The organism is Clostridium sp. SGI.024, assembly GCF_050315195.1.
Classification (GTDB): Bacteria; Bacillota; Clostridia; order Clostridiales; family Clostridiaceae; genus Clostridium.
This window is the reverse complement of the sequence record NZ_JBNPON010000032.1, coordinates 12,203-38,429: the sequence shown is the minus strand read 5'-3', so window position 1 is coordinate 38,429 and position 26,227 is coordinate 12,203. Positions and strand designations below refer to the sequence as shown.

Sequence of the window (26,227 nt, the reverse complement as noted above, 5' to 3'; positions counted from 1 at the left end):
AGTCGAGTTTCCTCTAAGCCTCAGAATCTATGATTTGGCAAGGCGAACTTACTCATGGGAACGAAGTAAGCGGGAGTTTTCTTTAAATACTATTTTTTATTTGAAAATAATAACGTATCATAAGTAAGATAAATTCGTATAAGCATATAGAAAAAAAAGAATAACTAAACAAAATAGACAAAAGTATCCAAGAGGAAAAAGAATCATTGCTAGCTACACTTTCAGATGATGTAAGTGAAGAAATGCCGTATAAATTTATAAAGAGTATACTAGAGAATTTTGGAAAAGTAATAACAGAAAGTGCAACTACAGAGAAATAGAAGAAATTGATTCATATGCTAATAGCGGAAATAACTATAAATGAAGCAAGAGAAATATATTCAATAAAACTAAAGATAAATTATAGTCTAGTAGACTATATAAGTAAAGAAGAAGGAGTATCAATAAAGGGTACCCCTTCTTTTTTATGTTAAGAAATGTTGGAATGAGTGTATTAAATTGGGATATTGCTATATAGAATCAAGTGATATAATTAATATTATGGTAATCAATATATTTAATTATAAAAAAATAAAAGGAGATTGAAGAATGTATTATAACAAAATATATAATTTTATAGAATCATTAAGCAGTAGTAATATAGAAGAATGTAAGCCACAATTAAAAAAATATATGATTGAATTAATTCTTTCGGTTAAAGATTATGATAATAATATAGACTTAAAAGAGTTAGAATCTATGTTAAATACAATATTAATAAAAGAAGAATTACAATCAGAAATTGAAAATGAATTAAAAGAATCTAAATTTAAATTTGGTCTACTTACTGATGAATTTATGAATATATATGATGATTTTATTAATACATATATAGAAAATGGATACTTAGAAAATGCTATATCACTAACTAGAAGTATTATAAAAGGAATAGGATGTACTTATAGAGATATATATTTAGTAAAAAAGAACGGTGGTTTTACTGAGGAAAATTACAAATATATAAATTCAATAGAATTTCTAAATGATTTAAAAGAAGAATTACGAAAACATCTAAAGCAAGATATAAATAATATTCATAAGGAATATTTTAACATACGGGGATTAGTTGAGTATATTAAAAATGAGTTAGAAGAAAATATTAATGATATTGGAGCTATACTTATGTCTGAATTAAAAAGTAAATCTTTAGATGAGTTTCATAAAGAAGAGCATATATGTGAGTATAAATCTATTTTTACACAAGAATACATAAGAGAGTTAAGGAGAAGAAAATACGAATGGGCTGTTTTAAGCTCCAAGTTAAAAGAAAATTATTATAGAGATATGTTTTATGAAGATATAGATTAATTAGAAAAAACCTCACTTAATACCGATACGGAGAACCGTACCATAAGTGAGCCTCCAAATCTATGATTGGGCAAGGCGAACTTACTCATTCGAACGTATGTGAGAAGGAGTTTCCTTTAAATAGTATTTATAGTCTTAAGCATTGAAATTACTTGGTTAAGACTATTTTTTTATTTAAAAATAAAGTATCATAATTAAATATTGATTTACAAAATATGTTATAAAAAATTAAGTGATATATTTAAAGTATAAAGGAAATTAGAATTTATATAGCAGTTACAAGGGGGAAAAATGACTGGTAAATATGATAAATGTGTTAAGCAATGGAATAATATTTTTTCAAACAAACTAATAGAATGTTTTGTTTGACTAAAAAGTAATGTTAGATTTTTTAGGTTAAAACAAATTCTAGTTTGTGGGAGAGATACCCATGTAAAAAATTATTTATGTTTATTTTTTATAAAAATTTGATATAATATAAGTAAGATTCTAAATCTTTGATTTAGTAAATCGAACTTATGCAAGGCTAAATAAGAAAAACTTAGTGCGATATCACTAAGCAATCCTTAGAACATTTATTTTGTTTTAGGGCTATTGGAAATATAATTGGTTATATAAACAAAATGATGCTAATCTTTGCGGGATGGAGCATCTTTTTGTTTGCTTTTAATTTCAATATCAAGACCAATGAATTTTACTGAAATCTTTAAATAATGAACAAAAAGATTATGTTTTAAAACTAATCTAATTATATAAATAACAACAAAGTTCTTTATAATTAATTCTAGCATATCCAATACCACCCCCTAACTATGATGAAGTATCACCAATAGTCCAAGGGGATAAAATGTTCAAAACCCCCGTAGCCATCCACTACGGAATTTCTAAATAATACTTTAGAATTATACGATATTTATGTAGAATATATACACAAGAATAAAATGGAAAAACCTCATTTGTAGTAGTTACGGAGAGCCGTATCACAAGTAACGGAGTGTGGTTTTGGAAATTAGAATATAAAGTTTATACAAAAAAATTAAAATATAAAACTGATAATATTTTTGATTCTATGTCTAAAATATTATCAGTTTTATATTTTAGATATAGAATCAAAAATGTAATAAAATAGTTAAATTATTAGATAAAAAATATTGAAAATTTGTTTAAAAGAATATATTCTAATTAATGGTAGGTTTTTAAATAATAGGTTTTGTTAATTAAATATGATGAGAATTATTATCGATAGAATTAATAAACTGATAGGTTAATTTGGTTTTTATTAAATCAGCATGCCATTTGTCAGAATCATCTAAATAAAGATTTTTAGTAAGAGCATCACTTATGAATTAAAAGTACTTATCGAACTTTTAATCCATTTAGAAATAGTTATATGAGATACGTTAATATTAATGTAATCTAATAAATATGTTGAAGTAGCTCTTGTTCTAGTATTGAGTGAATATATAAGTTAATAGAATTAATTATGATATTTGTACTTGTAATTAAAGTACATAGAACGTAATAAAAAGAAAGGATGATTATATGAAAAAATATATATATGGTAAGATATTGAAAAATGTTGGAGTTACTGCCGGTTCTATTATAGTAATAAGTTCGTTATTACTATTTGATAATTTAGGGGTAAAGGAATTATTACAATCAAAAATGAATGGATTAATACAAAACAACACTGTATTACAATCCCAAAAGACAACATTATTAAGTAAAGTAGATGAATTATCCGAAAATATAGAAACTTTACTTGCTCAGAAGGAATTACTATTAAGTGAAATTCAAAACCAAGTAAATAACCATGATATAACTAGTAAAGAGTTAGCTAAATTCGAAAAACTTGTAGAGCAGTTACAAGTAAATATTGATTTAATTACAGAAGAAAGAGATGATTTATTAAATCAAATCAATAATTCAGAACAAAATAATTCATCACTTCAAGAACAACTTATTAAGCAAAGGCAAGAAACAGAAAAAGCAAATGATTATATAAGAGAACTTTATGATTATCTTAATAGCATTAATGTAGAAAGTGTACCAGAGTTAGGAGAGCTTCCTACATATAATATTGAATCAGTAGATGATGAGTTAGATAAAATTGTTAATAAAGATAGATTTGATGTTGTTTGGGATATTAGTGAAAATAATCCTAATTATATTTTCTTCATTTATGAAAACTTATCTTTTCAAATAGTTGAAGAAAATGGTGAAAAATTAGTGTGGTTAGGTAGTAATATAGGATTAGAGGACGATAGAGAAGTATTTTTTGAATATACTGGAGTAGATGATAAAATTTATACACAAAAATTAGAAAATATGACTGATAATATTTTAGAACAAGAACCTAAAAAATATAATAAAATTATAATTAATAATTCTGATGGAACTAGAAAAATAATTGGTATAGTTAATAGTTAATATTCTCCAGCAACAAGAGAAGTTATATACGAATTAATTCCAAATATATTTCCTAGTGAATATGTAGATGTTGTAACTGGTGCTGTATAAAAAAGAAATAAAAATCAATTTAGAGAAAATCTATTAAATAATAAGTGCTTTGAAAGAATAGTGAAGTTAATTAATAAAGATGAGATTGTATATGGGGTACCTATGTTAAGGACATTTTAAAAAAGATATTTAGGAATTTAAAAGCTAATTTCTGTATTGTACAGAAGTTAGCTTTTTTAATTCTATTGGCAACGATAATTGAAATTATATAGGTTTATTTTTTATGAGGATCAAGAAACTTAATCTTAATTATAGCAGATAGTTTTGTGTGAAAACAAAACTATCTACTATATCCAATTTTGCAATAGTCTCTTCTAAATTTTTATAAAAGTTTAGGATATCTTCTTTCTCCCAATAATAAAGCTTACTATTATTGCTATAGATGATAATATTAGAATACTAAGCCATAATAAAGTACTAGAATTATCACCACTATCTGGAGATTCAAAAGATGGAGGTAAAATATTATTAAGTTGCTCTGAATCTTTTGTATTTGTAAAGGATGCAGATATTGTTTCATTTTCAATTATGCTTCCACTTGCATTTTGTGCTTCTACAGTATATCCTTCATTATCACTTTCTGTTACTGTGTAAGAAATACCTACAGGAAGTCCAGTAGCTGTCTTACTTTCATTATGCTTTAAAGTGAAAGTAGCAATACCATTTTTGAATTCCATTTCTCCATAAGTACCATTTAAAGTATTATCAGATAGAGTTACTGTAAAAGTAAAAGCTTTGTTAGTATCAGCTGCATTACCTGAAACTGTCTTTTGCACTGAAAGATTACCAGTAGCTAATTGTGCTAAATTTTTTGTGTTTGTAAAGGATGCATATATTGTTTCATTTTCAATTATGCTTCCACTTGCATTTTGTGCTTCTACAGTATATCCTTCATTATCACTTTCTGTTACCATGTAAGAAATGCCTACAGGAAGTCCAGTAGCGCTTTTACTTTCATTATGCTTTAAAGTGAAAGTAACAACACCATTTTTGAATTCCATTTCTCCAAAAGTACCATTTAAAGTATTATCAGATAGAGTTACTGTAAAAGTAAAAGCTTTGTTAGTATCAGCTGCATTACCTGAAACTGTCTTTTGCACTGAAAGGTTACCAGTAGCTAATTTCTTAGTATTTGAAAATATTGCAGTTGTCCATTTATTTTCAATAATAGTTCCATTTGCATTTTGTGATTCAATAATATATTCATCATTATCACTTTCTGTTATGTCATAAGTAAGTCCTGCAGGAAGTCCAATTGCTGTTTTAACTTGTCCATGTTTCATAGTGAATTCAGAAACACCATTTTTAAATTCCATATCACCATAAGTACCATTTAGTGTATTATCAGAGAGAGTTACAGTAAAGTTGAAATCCTCGTTAGTATCTCCTGTATAATTTAATACTATCTTTTCTACTGAAAGAATTCCAGTAGGAGGAATAGGTAATTCGCTTGAATCCTTTATATTCATAAATGTTGCAACTGAAGTTTGATCTGAATTAATAGTTCCATTTTCATTTTGTGATTCTACAGTATATCCATCATTATCACTTTCAGTTACTGTATAGGTAGTACCAGTAGGAATTCCAGTTGCAGTTTTACTCTCCTCATGTCTTAGTTTAAAAATAGCAACACCATTTTTAAATTCCATATCTCCATATGTACCATTTATTGTCTTATCAGAAAGAGTTACAGTAAAGGTAAAAGGTTTTGTTACATCTGAGGCAATACCTGATACTTTTTTTTCAACCATTAAACTTCCAGCAGTTAATTTAGATGGGTTACGCCTATTTGTAAATGTTACAGATTCCACTTTATTTGATAGTATGGTTCCATTTGCATTTTGTGATTCTATAGTGTATCCATCGTTATTACTTTCTTTTACTGTATAGTCAATACCTACAGGAATTCCAGTTGCAGTTTTACTTTCGGCATGCTTTAGAGTAAAAGTAGCAACACCATTTTTAAATTCCATATCTCCATAGGTACCATTTATTGTATTGTCAGAAAGAGTTACAGTAAAGGTAAAATCTCTTAAGGTATCATCTATATTACCGTCGACAATTTTATTGACTATAAGCTTTCCAGTGGCCACATCTCTATAAGTAAATTCACTAGACATATAAGTTGAATTCACATTAAGTCCAACCATGTTCTGGTACTTTTTACCATTGTAATAAACTTCTTCTGATGGAGAGTATTGACGAGGTTCTGGTCCCCACATTATACGATTCCATATGATAAATTCATCATTAATATCTGGAATATCATCTGAAACTAAAGTAAGTTTTGTATCTCCATAAATATTAAATGGATCTACATTAAGAACAGAAATTCCTTCAGGTAAATCTAAGGCATATATGCCATTGTAGTTTTCAGGTTCTTCAATTTTAATCTCACCACTATACCATCTACCATCTCTACCTTTAGTAAAATTAAAGTCACCAGTAATTTTAACTTCATCTGGTTCTGTTTCAAGAACTACTTCAGTTGAATCAGCATAATTCACAAGAGTCTGTCCAAGAGGATAGCTTGATAAACTTGTTATATTATTATCTGGTACTTTATAATCACTCATAAGCTTCCAAATTGCACTTTGGGTATTGTTAAAGGCTTGTTGCTCTGTAACATAATATGAATTAGAGTAAAAATGAGCAAAAGCTTCTCTTGGTTCACTAAAATTAAGTAGACAAAGCATTGCTTTGAAAAATGGCATAGACATTATAGATGATTTCGTTAATCCTTCTTTAATATCTGTATCTTTCATAGTAAAAACAACATATTCATAAAAATTATTTAAAAGATCTTTATGGTGATTAAAGTTATCTATAGTAAAGTCATTATAACCAAGATCGGGAAATGCTTTTACAAGTTCAGGAAGTGGATTTAGTAAATCATTAAACTCCTCTTCGGAAGGAACATAAAGCTCTTCATCTTCAATAATCTTATAAAGATTTTTCCCATTATGAGGATATCCTGCAAAAAGAATCTTTTTAAGCTTTTGAATCATTTCATCATAATTTTCAATATCTTTGGAATCAAGATAACCATATTGGTAATTAGGGGGATCTACACTTCCTACTTTATGGGGCCAGTTTAGAAGATTATTCATACAATAAACAACTAGATCATTCATTGGAAATTCAGGGTCTTCAATATAATAAATGCCATCATGAGATATTATTTCAAGAGATGTTGTATTTGCAAATACTGTTGATAGCATAAATGAAAGTAGAATAGCTATACAAGTTATTTGAAAAAATAGCTTTTTCATTATTTTCATTTTTATTTTCACTCCTTACTTTTTATTTTAGTAGCATATATTTTTGTTAATAATTTAAAAAGAGTCAAAATTAATATTTTGTGATAAATATACTAAAATATTACTTAAATAATACCAAAAATATACTGTAAATATTCTAAATTTTAATATATGTTTATAATCAAGTCAAGCATTCAAATAAACTGAGTCTATACAACTAAATTAGAAGTAATTAGTATTTGGAGGGATAGCAAAGGCAAAAAAGCAGAAATAATTTTGATATTTATTACTAAGAAAAAAAGCAAAAAGATAAAAAATGTATAAAAATAGCAGAAAAATAGTTTTTTTAAAAAAGATATTATGATAAAATTAAACACGATTGTTAAATATATTTAAAAATTTACTAAAATTCACATATTACCTAAAATTAGATTTATTTTATAAGTTTAATATCAAAAATTAGTAAATATATTTTATTAATATAAAAACAGTTAATACTATTCGGGGAGGATTACAAGTGAAAAAAATAGTTTCAAGTACATTATTATTTATAATGTTATCATCTAATATAGTACATGCTATATCAAATGATATTACTTTATCTAATACTACATTAGATGAAAAAATAAAAATAATAGATAATAATGAGATAATTTATATGAGTACTAATCAGGTAATAGATGTTACAAATAATACTGAGGTTTTAGATGAAAATGGAGATACTATTAGACTACTTGGAGATGGAGTTACTGATGAAACTGATAAAATAGAAAAGCTAATTGAGTATGCTATATCACAAGGTAGAGAATTATATTTCCCAGAAGGAATTTATAAAATAACAAGGGATATTGATTTATCTAAAGTAAGACTACCTAATTCATCTAGTTTTAAGATAAGTGGAGATAAGGATGGACTTTCTATTTTTGATGGTACTTTTAATACTGAAAAGATGCTAAGATTAATTCATAGTGGATATAGTGGTGAAATAGACTGTGTTCAAATAGAAAATATAGTATTTAATAATATGGGGATTGAGATAACCCAGAGAACTAAAAAAGAAGTTATTATAAAAAATAATATCTTTATGAATGGTAACTATACAAGAGAAAAAAATTCAGATGGAAGTATATCAAAGGCTACAATGGAACCATATATAGTAGCTAAAAATACTAAATATACAGTAGAAAACAATATTTTCTTAAGAGGAACTAATTATCCAGGTAGAGGTATAGCCACATATAGAAGTGAAAATACAAATATAAGTAACAACTTCTTTGGAGATTTAGATAGCATTGATGATGCAGCTAGAATGTTACCAACAGAAGTGATAAGTAGATTAGCAATTATAAAAAACTCAAATTTAGTTGAAGGACATCAAGGTAATTTCTTCACAGCTATAAATAATGAAAGATATGATACTAACATTCTTATATCTAACAATTATTTTGATATGGTAAAAACGAGAAATATACTTAGTGATTTTCCAACTGATGTACTAGTATCTGGTATAAATGTTGAAAAAGAAGAACAAAGAAGAGACCATATAATCTATTCTAAGTGTTATGAAAATTTAAATATAGTTGGTAACTATTTTAAAGGAATGGAAAATGGAGCTGCTGGTGGGGTCAAGATAAGAAATGGGAATAATGCTTATGTAGGTTCTAATTATTTTGATGATGTTCCATTATTAACATATATATATGGTGATTTGTCTAGAAATGACACTTTACTTTATGATACAGTAATACATAATAATTTATTCCATGCAAAAACTAATTTTGGTGGAGAAGGAACAGGAATATTATATTACCAAAGCTTTAAAGATGGAGAAACCCTTGAGTTTGATGTAAAGAATAGTGACGGAACTGTTACAAAGGATGTATGGAAAGATGCTTATGGTGATGTTAAAAACTTTATAATTTATAAAAATTCATTTTTAAGTGATGAGAGAGATAGAATTACAATAAGTGGTAGAGCAAATACAGCATATGGAAATAATGAGTTTTGAGCATATGGAAATACATATATGGAATTATCGACACCTGTAAATTATAATAATAAAGGTAACTATGAACTACCTGAAGCAAGTGAAGGTCTTATACTTTCTAAAGTTAATGCTGGATATAATACATACAAGGACATAAAAATTCCATTAACACCAGCTAAGGTTGACCAAAGTTACCTTGAAGAAGCTTTGGGGGAAGCTGATAAATTCTATCAAGATATCATTGATAATAATTTAATTGGAAATTTAGGTGGACAGTATTCTGAAGAAGCTGCAAATGAATTTAAAGATAAACTAGATGAAGCGAATAATCTTATTAATTTAGGTACTTTAACTCAAGCAGAAGCAAATAAAAATCTTACATCAATTACAGAAGCCCTTAATAAATTAAAAGATTCTGTTAATCCAATGGGAGAGGAACCAGTTCTTTTAAAAGTAACAGATCTTCAAATTAACAAAGGCGATACAGTTGATTTTATGCAAGGAATTTATATTATAGATAATAAAGATACTAAAGAGCAATTAGACATTAAGATTGATTTGGGTGATTTTAATAATTTAAATCCTGGTACATATACTATAAAATATACAGTAACGGATAGTGACGGAAATGTAATAACATTTACGCGTAGTATAGAAGTATTAGGAGAAGATGAAGTAATACCACCTGAAGAAGATGAAGTAATACCGCCTGAAGAAAATGGAGTAATACCACCTGAAGAAGATACAGTAGTACCACCTGAAGAAGATGGGGCAATACCACCTAAAGAAGACGATACGACAAATGATAATGAGTCAAGTGATGATATAACAAATGGTACTACACCAAATGGCAATGCATCAAATGGAAATGTATCAAGTGGTAATACCTCAAGCAATAATGTATCAAGCGGTATTATATCCAATGTTACTACAGTAAATGGTAATGAATCAAAAGGTAATACCTCAAGCAGTATTGCATCAAACAGCACTACACTAAATGTTGATACATCAAAGAATGATATATCAAATAACAATAACAGTGATAAAGAAAGCTTGAATGACAATTCAATTAGTGAAACAAAGGATGAAAATGGAGTTTCAAGGGTATTTACAAGCCGTAGAAAGATGTCCTTTAGTTGGTTATTCTTATTACCATTACTATTAATACTAGTATTACTACTATTATTAAAAAGAAAAAAAGAAGATGATGATTCAGATAATAACTAAATATCTGAAATGTATATGAATTATATAGTAAGTTATAACAATAACAAATAAGGTATGAAAAATATTAGACAAAATGAGAGTTAGATTAAAAATTTTTAATCTAACTCTCATTTTTATTTCATGATAAATAAAAATTTATTTTATATAATTTAATTATAAAAGAGCTATAAAAAATTTAAGTTAAATTTGGGTTTGGAGGAATAATAAAATGAATAGGAATATAGAAAAAGTAGTTGAAGGCTTAAAGAAAAATAAGAAAAGGATAATTAAAGGTGTTTCAATATTTGGAGTTAGTATAATTGGATTAGGAATAGCAGGTTTAGTAGGGATATATAATATAGCAAAAGGAAATATTAATTATACTGAAGAACAAGCTAAAGAAATAGCACTTAAATTAGTCCCAGGAGAAGTGGTTAGAATTAGAAAAGATTTAGATCTAGAATATTGTACTTTTGAATATGAGATAAAAATAAAAGATACAAATAATATGCTTAGAGAAGTTAATGTTGATTCAAATTTAGGAGTTATTACAGATTCAGATTATTATAATGACTAAAGATATAAAAAGATATTATTAAGAAAAAAGTTTTATAATAAATTATATTGGGAGTTTAAACAAAGGGGGTTTTTATAGTGAAGAGTATATTAATAGTTGAAGATGAAGTTAATATTTCTGACTTTATAAAATTAGAATTAGAATATGAGGGTTATAATGTCTGTGTTAAAAGTGATGGTAGAGATGGATTACAAGAAGCCTTAAGAGTCAATTATGATTTGATAATTTTAGATATTATGCTTCCATCAATGAATGGGTTTGAAATATGTAGAAGATTAAAAAAAGAAAAAAGTACCCCTGTAATAATGCTTAGTGCAAAGGATAGCGTAATGGATAAAGTTAATGGCCTTCAGATTGGAGCAGATGATTATATTGCAAAGCCTTTTGCAATAGAAGAATTACTTGCTCGCATTGAAGTTGTTATGAGAAGACAAGATAATTTTAATAGTTATCTAGTTAAATTTAAGGACATTTTAATTGATAGAAATTCTAGAACGGTTAAGAAAAATAATGAAGAAATAAGTTTAACTAATAAAGAGTATGAGCTTTTAATGCTTCTCATGGATAATAAGGATAAAGTAGTTACAAGAGATGAAATATTACAAAAAATATGGGGCTATGATTTTGAGCCAGAAACTAATGTTACAGATGTTTATATTAGATACTTAAGAACAAAGCTTAATCCAATGAATAAAGAAGAATATATTCAGACTGTAAGATCAGTTGGTTATATTATGAGGACATAATATATGAAGAAAAGAAAGCTACCAATATTTTTAGAGTTAACAAGGGGATCCCTTTTAATAATAATTTCAATATTAGCTATATATACTATTATACAATTAGTTACTTTTTGGTCCTTTAGCAGTGAATATGAAAATGAATATTTAATAGATAAGTATAATGAAATAGTTAGTCTTTCAAAAAATATAAATATAGAAATTTCAGAAACAGGATTTAATGAATATTTAAAAGCTCTAATTGAAGGTGAAAATGATGAACATGTTAGGATTTATTCAGAGAATAAATTATATTATGAAGATAAAACTGAAGTATGGAATAAAATAGAGTATACTAAAGAAACTAATATTGTAGAAGTAGAGGTAAAGGTTAGGTTTATTAATTTCGATACATATAGAATATTGAGTGGACCATTAAATATAAATGGGAATAAGTATAATTTACAAATAATTCAAGAGAGTGACTTGTTTGATGATTTTATAGAAAGTTATTTTCCTATTTTAGTATTTATATTAGTTTTAGGAATAATTTTAAGTGTAGTTGGAGCTATGTATGTTTCAAGGAATTTTATAAAAAGACTTAAAGGTTTGACAGCAACTATGAATGAAATAAAAGAAGAAGGAGTTAATAAAAGAGCAGAAATTTCTGAATTAAATGATGAAATAGATGAAGTAAAAGTTGTTTTTAATTCAATGATGGATGAATTAGAAGAGGCATTCGATGAACAAAGCAGATTTGTATCTGATGCTTCACATGAGTTGAAAACACCATTAACAGCTCTTCATGGACACTTAAGCATGCTTAAAAGATGGGGAAAGAACGACAAAGAGCGTTTAGAGAAATCATTAGATATATGCTTAAATGAAGTTGAAAGATTAAAGAAAATAGTAAATGATATGTTATTACTATCTAAAGCAGAAAAAACAGAAATAAATTTAAGTGAATTAGAAGAAATAAACCCTAAAATAATAGTACAGGAAGTGATAGAGCAATATAAAGTTTTAAATTCAAATGTAAAATATACTATTAACATTGAAGAAAATATGAAAATAAAAATTGATCCAAATGATTTGAAGCAATTGTTAATTATATTTATTGATAATTCAATTAAGTATAATGATAAAGAAAATATAGAAATTCACATAAGTTTAAGAAAAACAAAGGATAATTTTAAATTAGAAGTTAAAGATAATGGAATGGGAATACCTAAGGATGAAATAAGAAAGGTTATGAAAAGATTTTATAAAGTTGATAAGTCTAGAATAAATAATAATTCTTTTGGAATTGGGTTATCTATTGCAAATAGAATAGCAAATAATTATAATGCTAAAATTCATATAGAAAGCGAATTAGATAAATACACAATGATAAGAGTATATTTTTAAATTTTTATAAGAATATAAATATTATATACAGGAGGATAAAATGAAAAAAGTAGTATTAGCAACAATTATAATAAGTGTTAGTATGAGCCTAGTAGGGTGCAAAAATTCAAAAACATTAAATAATGGAAATGAAACTAATAAAAAAGTAACAATTGAGCAAGCAAAAGAAATAGCTTTAAAACATGCAAATTTAACAAGTGATAAAGTCTCATTTATAAGAACAGAAACTGATATTGATAATGGAGTAGAGAAATATGATATAGAATTCTATTATGAAAATAAAGAATATGATTATGAAATAAATGCAGCTAATGGTGAAATAATAGAATATGATTATGATGTAGAAAATTATAATATACCTACTAAAGAAGATTCTAATAATATAGTTAATAACCAACAATCAAATAATATAGATGGAAATCAACAATTAAATCCATATGAAACTTCAATAACAGTTGAAGAAGCAAAAGAAATAGCTTTAAAACATGCAAACTTAACAAGTAGTCAGGTTTCCTTTGTGAAAAGTGAATTTGATTTTGATGATGGAGTAAAAAAATATGATATTGAATTCTATTATAACAATAGGGAATATAATTATGAAATAGATGCCAATACAGGTAGAATACTAAGTTATGAACAAGATTAAAAATATATAAGGTTAATTTTCAAATAAAGTTCTAATCTTTAATGAGTTTAGAACTTTTTTCTTTTATATTAATACTTGGAATAAAAAAATATAAAAAACATAAGAAAATAATATAAAATTTATGTATATAATGTTAAAAAATATATATTTTCAAAAAAAAATATGATAGAATGAATATCTATTATTTGATACAATAAAATATTTACTGATTATTTAAATATATTAGCGAGGAGGTTTATTTCATAATGTTATATAAAGAATAAAAAATCAGTAAATAATTTTTATTAATATAAATAATTAATGCTATTTAGGGGGACATACGGTTGAAGAAACTAATTGCAAGCACATTATTATTTACTATGCTATCAACTAATATAGCAGAGGCTATGCCAAATGATAGTACTTTAACTAATATGGATGTAACACAAAGTATGACTAATAATATAGTTACTACACAAACAGTTAACGTTAATAATTTTAATGATTTAAAGCAATATAAGGATACCTCAGATATAACAATTGAAATCAGTGGTAATATTACATTAGATGAAAAAATAGAAATGACAGGTAGCAATGTCGTTATTAATGGTAATGGATTTGAAATAGATATAAACGAAAATAAAACAAAACTTGAGAATAAGTTTGTTATAAAAAGAGGAAATAATGTATCAATAAATAATATATCTATAAAAAACTATATTACTAGTGGAATTTTGCTTTATGAAGCTAATAATGTTTCTATGTCAGATATTAAACTTATAGGAAATACAACTAGCGTAGCTGATGATAAGAGTAAGGTAGGTATAGACTTACATAAATCAACAGCAACCTTAGAAAAAATTAAAAGTGAAAACCATAGGTATAGTGGTATAAGATTAAGAAATCAATCAGGAATTACACTAAAAGGTGGAAATATTCATATTAATGATGTTTCAGATCTTGAAAGTCAAGTTGTAGATGGTGCAGCTGGTAACGATATTATTGATGATAATAACACATATACTGAATGGAGTAAGAAGGAAAGTACAAATAATAATACAAATGTCACTACTAGAAGTACTATATATAAGGTAAAGACAATTGCAACAGCAAATAATTTAGATGAATTTAAAGCAGCAATAAAAATACCTAATTCCATAATTACCCTTACTAATAATATAACATTAGATGGAAATATAGAAATAAATCAAAAAAATATTATTATAAAAGGTAATAGTAATGAAATAAGCTTAGGCAATAAATTTAGTTTAACTGTAAAAGCAGCAAGTAATGTTAAAATAGATGATGTTACAATAAAGGATTATAAAGGTACAGGCCTTACAGTATATACTTGTGATAATGTAGAGCTAAATAATATCCACCTTATAGGTAAAGATGCATCAGTACCTAAAGAGGAAAGAAGTACAGTTGGATTAGATATATATAATTCTATAGTAAAATTAAGTAATATAGAAACTAAAAATCATTTATACAGAGGAATCCAAGTAAGAAAAGAATCAACTGTAGATATATTAACTGTTAATATTCACAATAACGATTCTGTACATATGCAAAATATAATAGCATCAGGAGAAAACCCAAGTACTATTAATGACTCTAGTAATGTATATTTACCAGGTAATAAGTATTCAGAAGGTAAGGATGAAAAAATAGATTATTATTCTCAAAAAAATATAACTATAAATTCAGTTACTGACCTAAAGAATAATATAAAAAATAGTGGTAATGTTCTTACTCTTAATAGTGATATTAAGGTTGAAAAAATTGATTTAGAGCAAGGCAAGGATGCTATAGAATTTGAACTGGCTTCAAGTGTTGTAATAAATGGTAATGGAAGAACTATTGATTTAAATAATCTTGGAAGTATTACTTTAAAAGGTAAGGATATTAGATTAATAAATGTTAATGTAAAGAATTCTAAGGGCCATTCAATTAATATATATAATTCTAAGAATGCTTTATTAGATACTGTAAAGGTAGAAAATTCATCTAGAACAGGAATTTTTGTTAATGGTAGTTCTGTAAAATTACAAAATGTTACAACTATGAATAATTCAGAAGGCGGAATTGCTATAACAAGATCTAGAACTCTTTTAGGATCCGGTTATTCAGATTCATATGTTGAAGTTGTTGGTACTATAACACAGAAAGAACCAAATATAAATGTTAATGTAAAGAACTTAGAGATGACAGATGGATATATTCAAAAAAATCAATTTGTTTATCCAAGTAATACTTATGATAAATATGAAAATGATAAAGAATATAAGGTTTTAAGTGAGTATTATTTAAATTACTTTAATATACAAGGTGAAGAAAGAAATAAGAAATACGAAGAACAAGATATTGACTATATGATGATTAAACAAGTCATAGATGTCACAAAAAATACTGAGGTTTTAGATGAGAATGGTAATCACATCCAACTGGTTGGGGATGGAGTTGCTGATGAAACTGAAAAGATAGAAAAGTTAATTAAGTATGCTGCATCAAATGGTAGAGAATTATATTTCCCTCAAGGAACATATAAAATAACAAGGGATATAGATTTATCTAAAATACAATTACCTGCTTTATCTAACTTTAAGATAAGTGGAGATAAAAAAGGACTTTCTATTTTTGATGGTACCTCTAATACTGAAAAGATGCTGAAATTAATGTATGCTGAGTATAGTGGTGCAGTGAACTATGTTGAAATAGAAAATATAGTATTTAATAATGTGGGACTTGAAATAAATGGTCCATATAAAAAAGGAATTATTATAAAAAATAATACCTTTATGAATGGTAACTATACTAGAGAAAAGAGAGCAGACGGAAGTATATCAAAAGCTACAATGGAACCATATATTATGGTTAAAAATAATAAGTATAAAATAGAAAATAATATTTTCTTAAGAGGAACTAATTATCCAGGTAGAGGTGTAGCAACATATAGAACTAAAAACACTAATATAAATAACAATTTCTTTGGAGATTTAGATGGTGCTGATGCTGCAGCTAAAATGCTACCACCAGAAGTAATAAGTAGATTAGCAATTATAAAAAGCTCAAATTTAGTTGAAGGACATCAAGGTAATTTCTTTACAGCTATAAATAATGAAAGATATGACACTAATGTTCTTATATCTAACAATTATTTTGATATGGTAAAAACAAGAAATATACTTAGTGATTTCCCAACAGATGTATTAGTATCTGGTATAAACGTTCCAAAAGAAGGACAAAGAAGAGACCATATAATTTATTCTAAGAGCTATGATACTTTAAATATAGTTGGAAACTATTTTAAGGGAATGGAAAATGGAGCTGCTGGTGGAGTTAAAATAAGAAACGGAAATAATGTTTACGTAGGTTCTAATTATTTTGATGATGTTCCATTATTAACATATATATATGGTGATTTATCGAGAGATGATACTTTACTTCATAACACAGTAATATATAATAACTTATTCCATACAAAAACTAATTTTGGTGGAGAAGGAACAGGAATATTATATTACCAAAGTTTTAGAGATGGAGATACTCTTGAGTTTAATGTAAAGAATAGTGACGGAACTGTTACAAAGGACGTATGGAAAGATGCTTATGGTGATGTTCAAAACTTTATAATGTATAATAATTCATTTTTAAGTGATGAGAGAGATCAAATTACTATAAGTGGTAGAGCACAAACAGCATATAAAAACAATGAGTTCTTAGCTTATGGAAATACTTATATGGAAAGTTTTAAACCTGTAAATTATAATACTAAAGGCAACTTAGGAATACCTGAAGTAAGTGAACAGCTTATACTTTCTAAAGTTAATGATGGATTTAACACATACAAAGACAGAATTATCCCATTAACACCACCTGAGGTTGATTATACGTATCTTAAAGAGGCTATAGCTGAAGCAGATAGCTTCTATCAAGATATCCTTAACAATAGTTTAATAGGAATTATAGGTGGACAGTATTCTGAAGAGATTGCAAATGAATTAAAAGAGCTTTTAGATAAAACTAATAACTTAATTAGTACAGGTGCTTTAAATCAAAGTGAAACAAATAAAACTCTTACATTAATTAAAGAGACACTTGAAAAATTAAAGAATGCTATCAATCCAAAAGGAGATGCACCAGTTGTTTCAAATGTAACTGATATCCAAATTAACGAAGGTGATATAGTTGACTTTATGCAAGGAATTACTATTACAGATGATAGAGATACTATGGAACAATTAGATATTAAGATTGATTCAGGAGATTTTAACAATTTTGTCCCAGGCACATATGTTATAAAATATACAGTAACAGATAGAGATGGAAATGTTATAACATTTACTCGTAATGTAATAGTACTAAAAGTCGAAGGACCAATAATATCTGAGCCAGATATCGATATTGACAAACCTAATGAGGATAATAATTCAAATGGAGATAACAATCTAGGTGAAGATAACAACCTAGATGGAGATAATAACTCGAATATCGATATATCAAACGGCAATACATCAAATAACAATGGGTCAAATGATAGTATATCAAATGGCAATACATCAAATAATAATATATCAAATGCTATTGTATCAAACAGCAATACATCAAATATAATTGACTCAAATGACAATGCATCAAATAATAATAACATTGTTGAAGAAAATTCAGCTAATTATTCAATGCGTGATACAAGTAAAGGGAATAGATTCTTAGCAATGTCAAAACGTATTGTAAAGAATCCATTTAGTTGGTTATTCTTAATATTATTATTAATATTACTACTTCTTTTATTAAAAAGAAGAAAAGAAGAAGAAAACAATGTAAATAATAAATAAAAATTCTATTATAATAAGATATTTAGAATTTGCCCTATAAGGTAGGAAACAATATAAAGTCCTACATTATAGGGCATTTATTTTAATCTTAAATAAATAATAATTATTATTAGTTGACAAGTAATATTTATTGGGATATTATAAGAGTATATTAAATGAAAAGAATACAGGTATAGGGAGAGTTAATTATGAAAAATTTATTTAGATGTAATATATGTGGATATGTGCACGAAGGTCTTGAAGCACCAGAAGTTTGCCCAAAATGTGGTTTAGGAAAAGAAAAATTTGTTGAACTTAGCAAAGAAGAAGCTGATAAGATTTATGCTTCAGATAGAACTAACAGCATTCATGCTGAATTAATTGTACTAGCAGATAAAATTGCTAAACTTGCACAAGAAGGTATAGAAATAAACCTTGATCCAAAGTGTGTAAATGGATTTGAAAAGGCAAAAAATGAAGCTTGGACAATAAAGCAAAGATGTAAAGCTGAAATTGCAGGACATATAGCTAACGGAAAGTGGTAAGAATTTAAAGAATACTTACACAAATAAATAATAAAACATTGAGAGAGCTGCTTAGGCAGCTTTTTTTATTTCACAAAGTAAAAAAGAAAAAGATAAGTTATAAAGAGTGAATAGACTTAGATATATAGTGCTATAATTAAGATAAATAAATTTCATAGATATTAAGAAGGAGAACATATAATTGATTGATAAATTAGAAGTTTTAGAGAAATACTTTGGATATAAGAGTTTTAGACGAGGGCAAGAAAAAATAATAGATGAAATACTAAGAGGTAAAGATGTTCTTGCAATTATGCCAACTGGAGGGGGTAAGTCTCTTTGCTATCAAATTCCTGCTTTAATATTAGATGGAATAACAATAGTTATTTCACCACTTATATCTCTTATGAAGGATCAAGTAGACACCTTAAACTCTATGGGAATAGATTCTGCATTTTTAAATAGTTCTTTATCTACTTATGAATTTAATGAAGTAATGAATGGAATTGAAAATAAAAAGTATAAGATAATTTATGTTGCACCAGAAAGACTTCATTCAAATGAATTTATTACAGCAATAACACAAGTGAAAATTGCTCAAGTTGCCATAGATGAAGCACACTGTGTATCTCAATGGGGACATGACTTCAGAATAAGTTATAAGGGAATATCAACATTTATTGATAAGCTTATAGAGAGGCCGATTATAACAGCTTTTACAGCAACAGCATCACAAGAAGTTAGAAATGATATTGTAAATTTATTAAGACTTAATAATCCAAAGATATTTGTTACTGGTTTTGATAGAGAAAATTTAAGGATAAATGTTATTAAAGGAATAGAAAAAAAGAAGTTTTTACTTAATTATATAAAAAATAATTCTAAGAATTCGGGAATAATATATGCAGCTACTAGAAGAGAAGTTGATAGCCTTTATGAATTACTAAAGAAAAATAATATTAATGTAGGAAGGTATCATGCAGGTCTTTCAAATGATGAAAGAATTAAGTGCCAAGAAGAATTTATAAATGATGAAACTAATGTAATTGTTGCAACTAATGCATTTGGTATGGGAATTGATAAACCTAATATAAGATATGTTCTTCACTATAATATGCCTAAAAATATTGAAGGCTATTATCAAGAGATAGGAAGAGCAGGAAGAGATGGAGAAGAAAGTGAATGTACAATGCTTTTTTCACCAGCAGATGTTATTACTCAAAAGTACCTAATTGAAGTTAGCACTGAAGATCCACTAAGAAAAAATAATCAATATAAAAAGCTTCAGCAAATGACAAGCTTAGTTTATATAAATAGTTGTTATAGAAAGTATATATTAAATTACTTTGGTGATTCTTATGAAGGAGAATGTGGTAATTGCAGTAATTGCTTAAATAAAGGCGAAGTTAAGGATAGAACTATAGAAGCTCAAAAGGTTATTTCTTGTATTTATAAAATGAAAAGAAGCTTCGGAGTCGGAATGATAGTAGATGTTCTTAGGGGGTCTAAAAATAAGAAGCTTTTAAGTTTAGGCTTTGATGAACTTAGTACCTATGGAATAATGAAGGAATATTCTAGTGATGGCTTAAAGGAATTTATAAATATATTAATTGCCCATGGATATTTAGAAGTTAATGAGGAATATTCAACTGTAGCTTTAAATAATATATCCTTTAAGGTTATAAAAGATGAAGTGAAGGTTTTACTTAAAGAAGTTAATATTGAAAGCAATAGAATTGAAATTAATGATTTATTTGAGAAGTTAAGGTTATTAAGACAAGAGATAGCGCAAGAAGAAAGAAAAGCTCCATATATGATATTTGGTGATGGAACATTAAGAGAAATGAGTATTAAGTATCCTATTACTAAAGAAGAAATTCTTGAAATATCAGGAGTTGGAGAAATAAAATATGAAAGATATGGTGAAAGATTTATAGAAGTTATCAAATTATATGTTATAGAAAATAACATTGAAAAGGAAATGGCAGTAGATAAAAATCAACTTGAAGAAATAGAAGATGATTATTTTGAAGTTAATAGTGATAAAGAACTTTTAGAAAGACTTATTAAGATAAGAAGTGACTTTGCAAAGAAATTAAATATTCCTGTGCAAATGATTTTAAGTAAAAATACCTTAAAAGAAATAAGTGGACGTTATCCTGACACCTTAGAAAATCTTAAAGATATTGGTGGTATTGGACCAAAAAAGATTGAGGCTTATGGCCAGCCAATTGTGGAAGAAGTAAACAGATATATAGTTGAAAAAGGCATTACTTCAATATGGAAAGAAAAGAAGAGGAAAAAACTTATTATAGATGGTGAAACTAGAGGGGCTTCAGAGATAGTTTTAGATAGGCTTAATATGGGAGAAGATATAGAATTTATATCAGAGGATATGGAAATATCAATTTCAACTATTCTTGGATATATAACTGATTATATAAAATCCACTGGAGATTATAGCATAGAGATAGATTATGATAAGTATTATGATAAAAAAGACGAAGATATGATTTTAGAGGCAATTAATAAGAATGGAATAGATAAAATTCAAGTTATTAAAAAGAGCTTACCAGACTACATTAAATATGAAGCTATAAGAGCTGTAATACTTAAAAATATTATTCTTAAAGAGTAAATTTCTACAGGGTAAATTAAATAAAAGGACTATCATTATGAGATTTATAATCCTACAATGATAGTCTTTTAAGTTTGTAAATTCCGACTTACGGAGGAATTTATTCCTTTAGTTTTTATTTAAGCATATCTAATATTTCATTTTCTGGAGTTGAAGAATCACAACGAACTTCAACTTCTCCATTTTTATGAACTATGAAACCTGGCACAGTTACAATATTATATTTTTTTCTAAATGCACTAATACCATCATCTAAGTAATCCTCACTATTAACATAATAAATAGTTGTGTCAACTTTATTTGCTAAGCTACTTAATTTACTTGCAAATTTACGACAAAATGGACAAGTTGCTCTTCCAATATAAACTACAGTTTTATCTTCATTGGTCAATAATTCATCTGCTTGTGTAGAAAGTACTTTTTTAAATGCTTTTATATCTTCTTCATACTTATTTCCTTCAAACATTTTAAACCCTCCTATACTTTTTAGAATATTATACCAAAGTGGAAGTGGTACATCAAATTAAGTCATCTAATCCATTAACAGTAGTTTGCTCATTTTCGTTAATAGGAATAACTATGCACTTTTGTCCATCAATGATTTGTGATTTGATTTGAGGTATTTTTTCGGGCTTTACTTGAAGTATAACATCATAGTTAAGGGTATCAGTATCCTCTTTTATGTTTGTATCATCTAATTCTTCTTTTATATCAACTTCGGAAGAAGTTTCTAAAGTAATAGTATCATTATCATCCTCTAAGTTACTATCATTAGTCATAGAAATTTCATTATCTATAGCAGCTTCTTGCTTTACCTCTTCAAGCCTATTTTGAAGTATTTCCACTTGTTTTTGAAGGTGCTTTTCTCTTTTTATTTGTTCATTTGCCTTAAGAACTTTTGAATCAATTAAATTTTCGGCTAATGGAAGATCATCTCCAAAAACTTCTTCATAGGATTTCTCAATCTGCATAGTAACTTCTTCAGGAATTCCACTTTCTATTAAGATGCTTTGTATATCATCCTTTTTTAAGGTTATAGGTTCAGAATCTACATCATCATAAATAGCCTTGTATTCATCAATCATATTATTTAGATTTTCTTGTACTTCCATAAAGATTTTTTCAGCTTTCTTTTCATCAGCTCCAAAGGAATCTTTAATAATTGATTGGAAGGTTTCCTTTTGTATAGTAGCAGTTTGTTTTGAATAGCAACCTAAGGTGTTTTCCATTAATTCAGGATGGGTGTCTTTTGCATTTTTTGTGTAATACATAATAGAATTAACGTCTGAACTACGATTAATAAAGGCTGGGAATACAAATCCGTTAGTTGGAGCTTCAACTATCCAATCTCTAATACGAGCTTTGATTTTATTTTCTTCTTCAAAATATCTAAGTCCTGGTTCTGAAAGAGAAACAGGGCATATTGCACATAAGACATATTCATATACCTCTTCAGATTCGTCTAGCTTTGCATTATCCTTAGTTTTAGTAATAACATCGTAGGCATCATGAAAGATAAGTATTAAAAGGTTACCAGTGTAATCATAGTTATCTATAATTGAATCATAAAAGTTATCAAGAAGGGTATCATCCTTTAGTTGGCTATTTTTAAGTTGCATAAGAGAAATTTGCTTTTCGTTTATAAGGTCATCATTAATTGGAAAGTTTAATTCTAATAAATTATTTCCGATAGTTCCAGATAGGACTTTTTTAGCTATTTCTAAGTATTTAAAATATTCATCTTCATCTAAGTTTAAAAAAGTTTCTCTAAACTTTAAAATAATATGCTTTTCTCCATTAACATAGCAGCCACACATTTTAGTAAAAGTACAATGATCTTTTTTTAGTCTTTTTTTTAATTCAAGTATATCTTTTTTTCTCATATAAAAAACTGTTACACAAAACTTATAAAAAGTTGTAAATTCAACTTTAATGTTACTTGTTTTGCAATAACATGCTCCTCTCTTATTTATTAGGTATTTTTTGATACCTTACGCTGTAACTTACGTTTCTTCTTTTTTATTCAATTATAAGATAATACTCTATAATTTTATTATCTCTGTAGAATATTTATTTTTATCATAAAAATATTTTACCATAAATCTTAAAACCATAGAGTCTGTGATTTATTTTTTTAGAAAAAAGGAGCTGTGCACTAATTTTTAGTGCACAGCCACATTTAAATCATTTTTCTTTTAAAGTATTATTTTATGCCCACATTTTGAATCTAAATAAATGACCAATTAAAGCACCAACTATACCAATTACTAGTAATAAACCTATACAAGCAACTGGAGACCATTTTTTCTTCTTAATTAAGAAGAATAATCCTAATGTGAATGCTAATGGAAGCATTTGAGGAAGAACTCCATCTAAAATATTTTGTAGAATGATTGGAGATTCTCCATTTGGTATTTCAATAGCTAATTTTGTTGCACCATAGTTAGAAGTAAGAGCACCAACTATGAATACACCTAAAATAGAAGCTGAACGTGTAAATTCTTTAGCATTTTTAGTTAATATATCAATTGCTTTTGAACCTAAGTTATAAGACCAATGCATTAACCAATATCTAATTCCAAATTGAACAAGATTAAATATCAATAAGAACAATATTGGTCCAGCTAAGGATCCACTAATAGCCATATTAGCAGTAATACCAGCAGTAATTGGAACTAGTGTGAACCAGAATATAGCATCTCCGATTCCACCTAAAGGTCCCATTGCAGCAACACGGACAGCTCTAATCATGTTAGTATCAGCCTTTTGTTCTTCTAATGATAATATAATACCCATAACAAAAGTTACTAGGAATGGGTGAGTATTAAAGAACTCTAAGTTGTGTTTCATAGATTTTGAAAGATCCTCTTTATTTGTATGAATCTTTTCAAGACCTGGTAAAATACCATATAGCCATCCAGCAGCTTGCATTCTTTCATAGTTAAATGAAGCTTGTAAGAATAATGAACGCCAAACCATCTTATTTAAGGTTTTCTTATCAAGTTTATTGGCAGGAGTTAAATCATTATATAATGTTGTATTAGATGCCATCTTCATCATCCCCTCCTATTCCTATATTTGCTGTAGCAGATTTCATTTTTACATTAGTTTGGAAGTCGTAAATACATATAGCAATTCCTACGAATGCAACTAGTAATAATGCTGATCCACTTAAGCCTTGAATTTTTCCTATAATAGTTGCAAGTGCAAAACCTGCAAAGTAAATTCCCCATAAGTCGTTTGATAACATAATACGTAATAAGATTGCAAATCCAACATAACGCATCATTCCACCAGCAGCACCAAGTCCACTCATGAACCAAGCGTATTTATCAGATAAATTACTTAATGTTTCACCAGCAGCACTTCCACCGATTAAACCTATAACAATTACGATTGCAAATAATAATCCTAAAGCACCCATTGCTAAATAGTTAAGTTTAACAATTCCACTAGGATTTGCTTCATCAGCATATTTATCAGCTTTAGCCATTAGTGCTGACATTATTGTAAATAAGAATGTAACAAAATATTGTCCTATTAATGCAAATGGAACAGCTAGTCCAACAGCAACTGTTGCATCTAACTTAGAAGAAATGGCAAATACTACTGCCATTATTCCTCCGATAACAGCATTTGGAGGTTGAGCTCCCCCTACAGGCATATTACCTATTGTCATTAATTGATAAGTACCACCTACTATAAGTCCAGTTTGTAAATCTCCAAGAATTGCCCCAACGACAGCTCCGGATACGATTGGTTGATATAATGACTCTAAGAAATTGAATTGGTCAATGGCTGCGATGAATGCAAATACTGCAACCAATAGAACTTGTATAATATTAAAATCCATTGTAAATTCCCCCCTTGCAATATTTTATTATTTAAAAATTTTATCGACATTTTCTGAACCTTCAGTAGGAACTCTTCTTATTTCAAGTTCTACTCCTAGTTCTTTTAATTTTCTGAATGCTTCCACATCTTTATCATCCACTGCAACAGAACCAGCAACTTGTCTCTTTCCTTCAGCCATATGCATATTTCCGATATTTACTTTCTTTATCGGAACTCCACCTTCAACAAGCTTTAATACATCAGAAGGATTTTCACAAACTATAAATATAAGTTGTTTAGCGTTAGCTTTATGAATTGTATTTATAGTTTTTTCTAGTGTCCAATAACGAGTTGAAGCATAAGATGGTGCAGCCATATCCATTAAGCCTTGTCTAAGTTTATCATTAGCGACGGTATCATTTGCAACTAAAATTAAATTGGCACCAATAGAGCCACACCATTGAGTAGCAACTTGTCCATGAATTAATCTATTGTCTATTCTCGTTAATAAAATGTTTGGCATAATATCACCTCCTTTAAATTATTGTAAAAATGTTTTAATTTGTTAATTCCATAATCTATTATATACTTATGACAAATAAGAATCTTTATACTTTTTAGTATTTATTTTATTTTTTTTAGTAACGTTTACAAATGGCTAATTTAAATATGTTTATAAAATAAAAATTATATATGAATAAGTATTATATTATAATAGTATTAATATATAATTTTTAATATTCAAATAATATTTATATAATCTTGT

Annotated in this window: 19 protein-coding genes; 12 read left to right on the top strand and 7 right to left on the bottom strand. The window is 27.1% G+C overall.

Features of this window, described 5'->3' with window-relative positions:
* The first annotated feature begins 335 nt into the window (after window positions 1-335).
* Together ACQRD5_RS10235 and ACQRD5_RS10230 are read left to right on the top strand one after the other, a co-directional pair.
* Window positions 336-473, top strand: a complete 138-nt coding sequence (locus ACQRD5_RS10235) for a hypothetical protein (RefSeq protein WP_291627429.1) — start codon at window positions 336-338, stop codon at window positions 471-473.
* Window positions 474-588: 115 nt separating this feature from the next.
* Window positions 589-1,347, top strand: a complete 759-nt coding sequence (locus ACQRD5_RS10230; protein ID WP_291627430.1) for a hypothetical protein — start codon at window positions 589-591, stop codon at window positions 1,345-1,347.
* Between the two features lie 629 nt (window positions 1,348-1,976).
* Here ACQRD5_RS10230 and ACQRD5_RS10225 read toward each other — a convergent pair.
* Window positions 1,977-2,138 (bottom strand): hypothetical protein, encoded by a 162-nt coding sequence (locus tag ACQRD5_RS10225; protein WP_294170885.1) that lies wholly within the window; start codon window positions 2,136-2,138, stop codon window positions 1,977-1,979.
* Between the two features lie 751 nt (window positions 2,139-2,889).
* On the opposite strand from ACQRD5_RS10225, the gene ACQRD5_RS10220 reads away from it, so the two are divergent.
* On the top strand, window positions 2,890-3,777 hold the full coding sequence (locus tag ACQRD5_RS10220) for a hypothetical protein (protein WP_291627432.1): 888 nt from the start codon (window positions 2,890-2,892) through the stop codon (window positions 3,775-3,777).
* Window positions 3,778-4,199: 422 nt separating this feature from the next.
* On the opposite strand, the gene ACQRD5_RS10215 is transcribed toward ACQRD5_RS10220, so the two are convergent.
* Entirely contained in the window at window positions 4,200-7,148 is a 2,949-nt protein-coding gene (locus ACQRD5_RS10215) for a DUF7601 domain-containing protein (RefSeq protein ID WP_427746777.1), read from the bottom strand.
* Window positions 7,149-7,644: 496 nt separating this feature from the next.
* Between ACQRD5_RS10215 and ACQRD5_RS10210 the strand changes: the two genes are divergently transcribed.
* From ACQRD5_RS10210 to recQ, 9 genes are all read left to right on the top strand, one after another.
* Window positions 7,645-9,135, top strand: a complete 1,491-nt coding sequence (locus ACQRD5_RS10210; protein ID WP_427746775.1) for a hypothetical protein — start codon at window positions 7,645-7,647, stop codon at window positions 9,133-9,135.
* Between the two features lie 18 nt (window positions 9,136-9,153).
* Complete coding sequence (locus tag ACQRD5_RS10205; RefSeq protein WP_427746774.1) at window positions 9,154-10,341, top strand: immunoglobulin-like domain-containing protein; 1,188 nt, start codon at window positions 9,154-9,156, stop codon at window positions 10,339-10,341.
* Window positions 10,342-10,549: 208 nt separating this feature from the next.
* On the top strand, window positions 10,550-10,897 hold the full coding sequence (locus ACQRD5_RS10200) for a PepSY domain-containing protein (RefSeq protein WP_291627436.1): 348 nt from the start codon (window positions 10,550-10,552) through the stop codon (window positions 10,895-10,897).
* A gap of 77 nt (window positions 10,898-10,974) precedes the next feature.
* Window positions 10,975-11,643: a response regulator transcription factor gene (locus tag ACQRD5_RS10195; protein WP_291627438.1), complete on the top strand. Its 669-nt coding sequence runs from the start codon at window positions 10,975-10,977 to the stop codon at window positions 11,641-11,643.
* A gap of 3 nt (window positions 11,644-11,646) precedes the next feature.
* Window positions 11,647-13,023: a sensor histidine kinase gene (locus ACQRD5_RS10190; RefSeq protein ID WP_291627439.1), complete on the top strand. Its 1,377-nt coding sequence runs from the start codon at window positions 11,647-11,649 to the stop codon at window positions 13,021-13,023.
* A 40-nt stretch (window positions 13,024-13,063) separates the two neighbouring features.
* Window positions 13,064-13,669, top strand: coding sequence for a PepSY domain-containing protein (locus ACQRD5_RS10185; protein ID WP_291627441.1), 606 nt, complete (start codon window positions 13,064-13,066; stop codon window positions 13,667-13,669).
* A gap of 323 nt (window positions 13,670-13,992) precedes the next feature.
* Window positions 13,993-18,486, top strand: coding sequence for an immunoglobulin-like domain-containing protein (locus ACQRD5_RS10180; RefSeq protein ID WP_427746773.1), 4,494 nt, complete (start codon window positions 13,993-13,995; stop codon window positions 18,484-18,486).
* Between the two features lie 188 nt (window positions 18,487-18,674).
* The gene (locus ACQRD5_RS10175; protein WP_291627444.1) at window positions 18,675-19,010 is read left to right on the top strand and encodes a rubredoxin-like domain-containing protein; all 336 of its coding nucleotides are present in this window, start codon (window positions 18,675-18,677) and stop codon (window positions 19,008-19,010) included.
* 181 nt (window positions 19,011-19,191) lie between these two features.
* The gene (gene recQ, locus ACQRD5_RS10170; RefSeq protein WP_291627445.1) at window positions 19,192-21,627 is read left to right on the top strand and encodes a DNA helicase RecQ; all 2,436 of its coding nucleotides are present in this window, start codon (window positions 19,192-19,194) and stop codon (window positions 21,625-21,627) included.
* Between the two features lie 115 nt (window positions 21,628-21,742).
* On the opposite strand, the gene ACQRD5_RS10165 is transcribed toward recQ, so the two are convergent.
* The 5 genes from ACQRD5_RS10165 to agaV all read right to left on the bottom strand — a co-directional run bounded on the left by ACQRD5_RS10165 (window position 21,743) and on the right by agaV (window position 25,984).
* On the bottom strand, window positions 21,743-22,093 hold the full coding sequence (locus ACQRD5_RS10165; RefSeq protein ID WP_291627446.1) for a thioredoxin domain-containing protein: 351 nt from the start codon (window positions 22,091-22,093) through the stop codon (window positions 21,743-21,745).
* 52 nt (window positions 22,094-22,145) lie between these two features.
* Window positions 22,146-23,510: a DUF4317 domain-containing protein gene (locus tag ACQRD5_RS10160; protein ID WP_291627447.1), complete on the bottom strand. Its 1,365-nt coding sequence runs from the start codon at window positions 23,508-23,510 to the stop codon at window positions 22,146-22,148.
* A gap of 325 nt (window positions 23,511-23,835) precedes the next feature.
* Window positions 23,836-24,678 (bottom strand): PTS system mannose/fructose/sorbose family transporter subunit IID, encoded by an 843-nt coding sequence (locus tag ACQRD5_RS10155; protein ID WP_291627476.1) that lies wholly within the window; start codon window positions 24,676-24,678, stop codon window positions 23,836-23,838.
* The gene (locus ACQRD5_RS10150; protein ID WP_291627449.1) at window positions 24,668-25,480 is read right to left on the bottom strand and encodes a PTS mannose/fructose/sorbose/N-acetylgalactosamine transporter subunit IIC; all 813 of its coding nucleotides are present in this window, start codon (window positions 25,478-25,480) and stop codon (window positions 24,668-24,670) included. Before ACQRD5_RS10150 ends, ACQRD5_RS10155 begins: the two co-directional genes overlap by 11 nt.
* Window positions 25,481-25,507: 27 nt before the next feature.
* Window positions 25,508-25,984, bottom strand: a complete 477-nt coding sequence (gene agaV / locus ACQRD5_RS10145) for a PTS N-acetylgalactosamine transporter subunit IIB (protein WP_291627451.1) — start codon at window positions 25,982-25,984, stop codon at window positions 25,508-25,510.
* Between the last annotated feature and the right edge of the window lie 243 nt (window positions 25,985-26,227).

Bases quoted from the DNA above. Each gene is read 5' to 3' on its own strand.
- ACQRD5_RS10235 (WP_291627429.1), top strand. From the start codon at position 336: ATGCTAATAGCGGAAATAACTATAAATGAAGCAAGAGAAATATATTCA.
- ACQRD5_RS10230 (WP_291627430.1), top strand. From the start codon at position 589: ATGTATTATAACAAAATATATAATTTTATAGAATCATTAAGCAGTAGT.
- ACQRD5_RS10225 (WP_294170885.1), bottom strand. From the start codon at position 2,138: ATGCTAGAATTAATTATAAAGAACTTTGTTGTTATTTATATAATTAGA.
- ACQRD5_RS10220 (WP_291627432.1), top strand. From the start codon at position 2,890: ATGAAAAAATATATATATGGTAAGATATTGAAAAATGTTGGAGTTACT.
- ACQRD5_RS10215 (WP_427746777.1), bottom strand. From the start codon at position 7,148: ATGAAAATAATGAAAAAGCTATTTTTTCAAATAACTTGTATAGCTATT.
- ACQRD5_RS10205 (WP_427746774.1), top strand. From the start codon at position 9,154: ATGGAATTATCGACACCTGTAAATTATAATAATAAAGGTAACTATGAA.
- ACQRD5_RS10200 (WP_291627436.1), top strand. From the start codon at position 10,550: ATGAATAGGAATATAGAAAAAGTAGTTGAAGGCTTAAAGAAAAATAAG.
- ACQRD5_RS10190 (WP_291627439.1), top strand. From the start codon at position 11,647: ATGAAGAAAAGAAAGCTACCAATATTTTTAGAGTTAACAAGGGGATCC.
- ACQRD5_RS10185 (WP_291627441.1), top strand. From the start codon at position 13,064: ATGAAAAAAGTAGTATTAGCAACAATTATAATAAGTGTTAGTATGAGC.
- ACQRD5_RS10175 (WP_291627444.1), top strand. From the start codon at position 18,675: ATGAAAAATTTATTTAGATGTAATATATGTGGATATGTGCACGAAGGT.
- ACQRD5_RS10165 (WP_291627446.1), bottom strand. From the start codon at position 22,093: ATGTTTGAAGGAAATAAGTATGAAGAAGATATAAAAGCATTTAAAAAA.
- ACQRD5_RS10160 (WP_291627447.1), bottom strand. From the start codon at position 23,510: ATGAGAAAAAAAGATATACTTGAATTAAAAAAAAGACTAAAAAAAGAT.
- ACQRD5_RS10155 (WP_291627476.1), bottom strand. From the start codon at position 24,678: ATGGCATCTAATACAACATTATATAATGATTTAACTCCTGCCAATAAA.
- ACQRD5_RS10150 (WP_291627449.1), bottom strand. From the start codon at position 25,480: ATGGATTTTAATATTATACAAGTTCTATTGGTTGCAGTATTTGCATTC.
- agaV (WP_291627451.1), bottom strand. From the start codon at position 25,984: ATGCCAAACATTTTATTAACGAGAATAGACAATAGATTAATTCATGGA.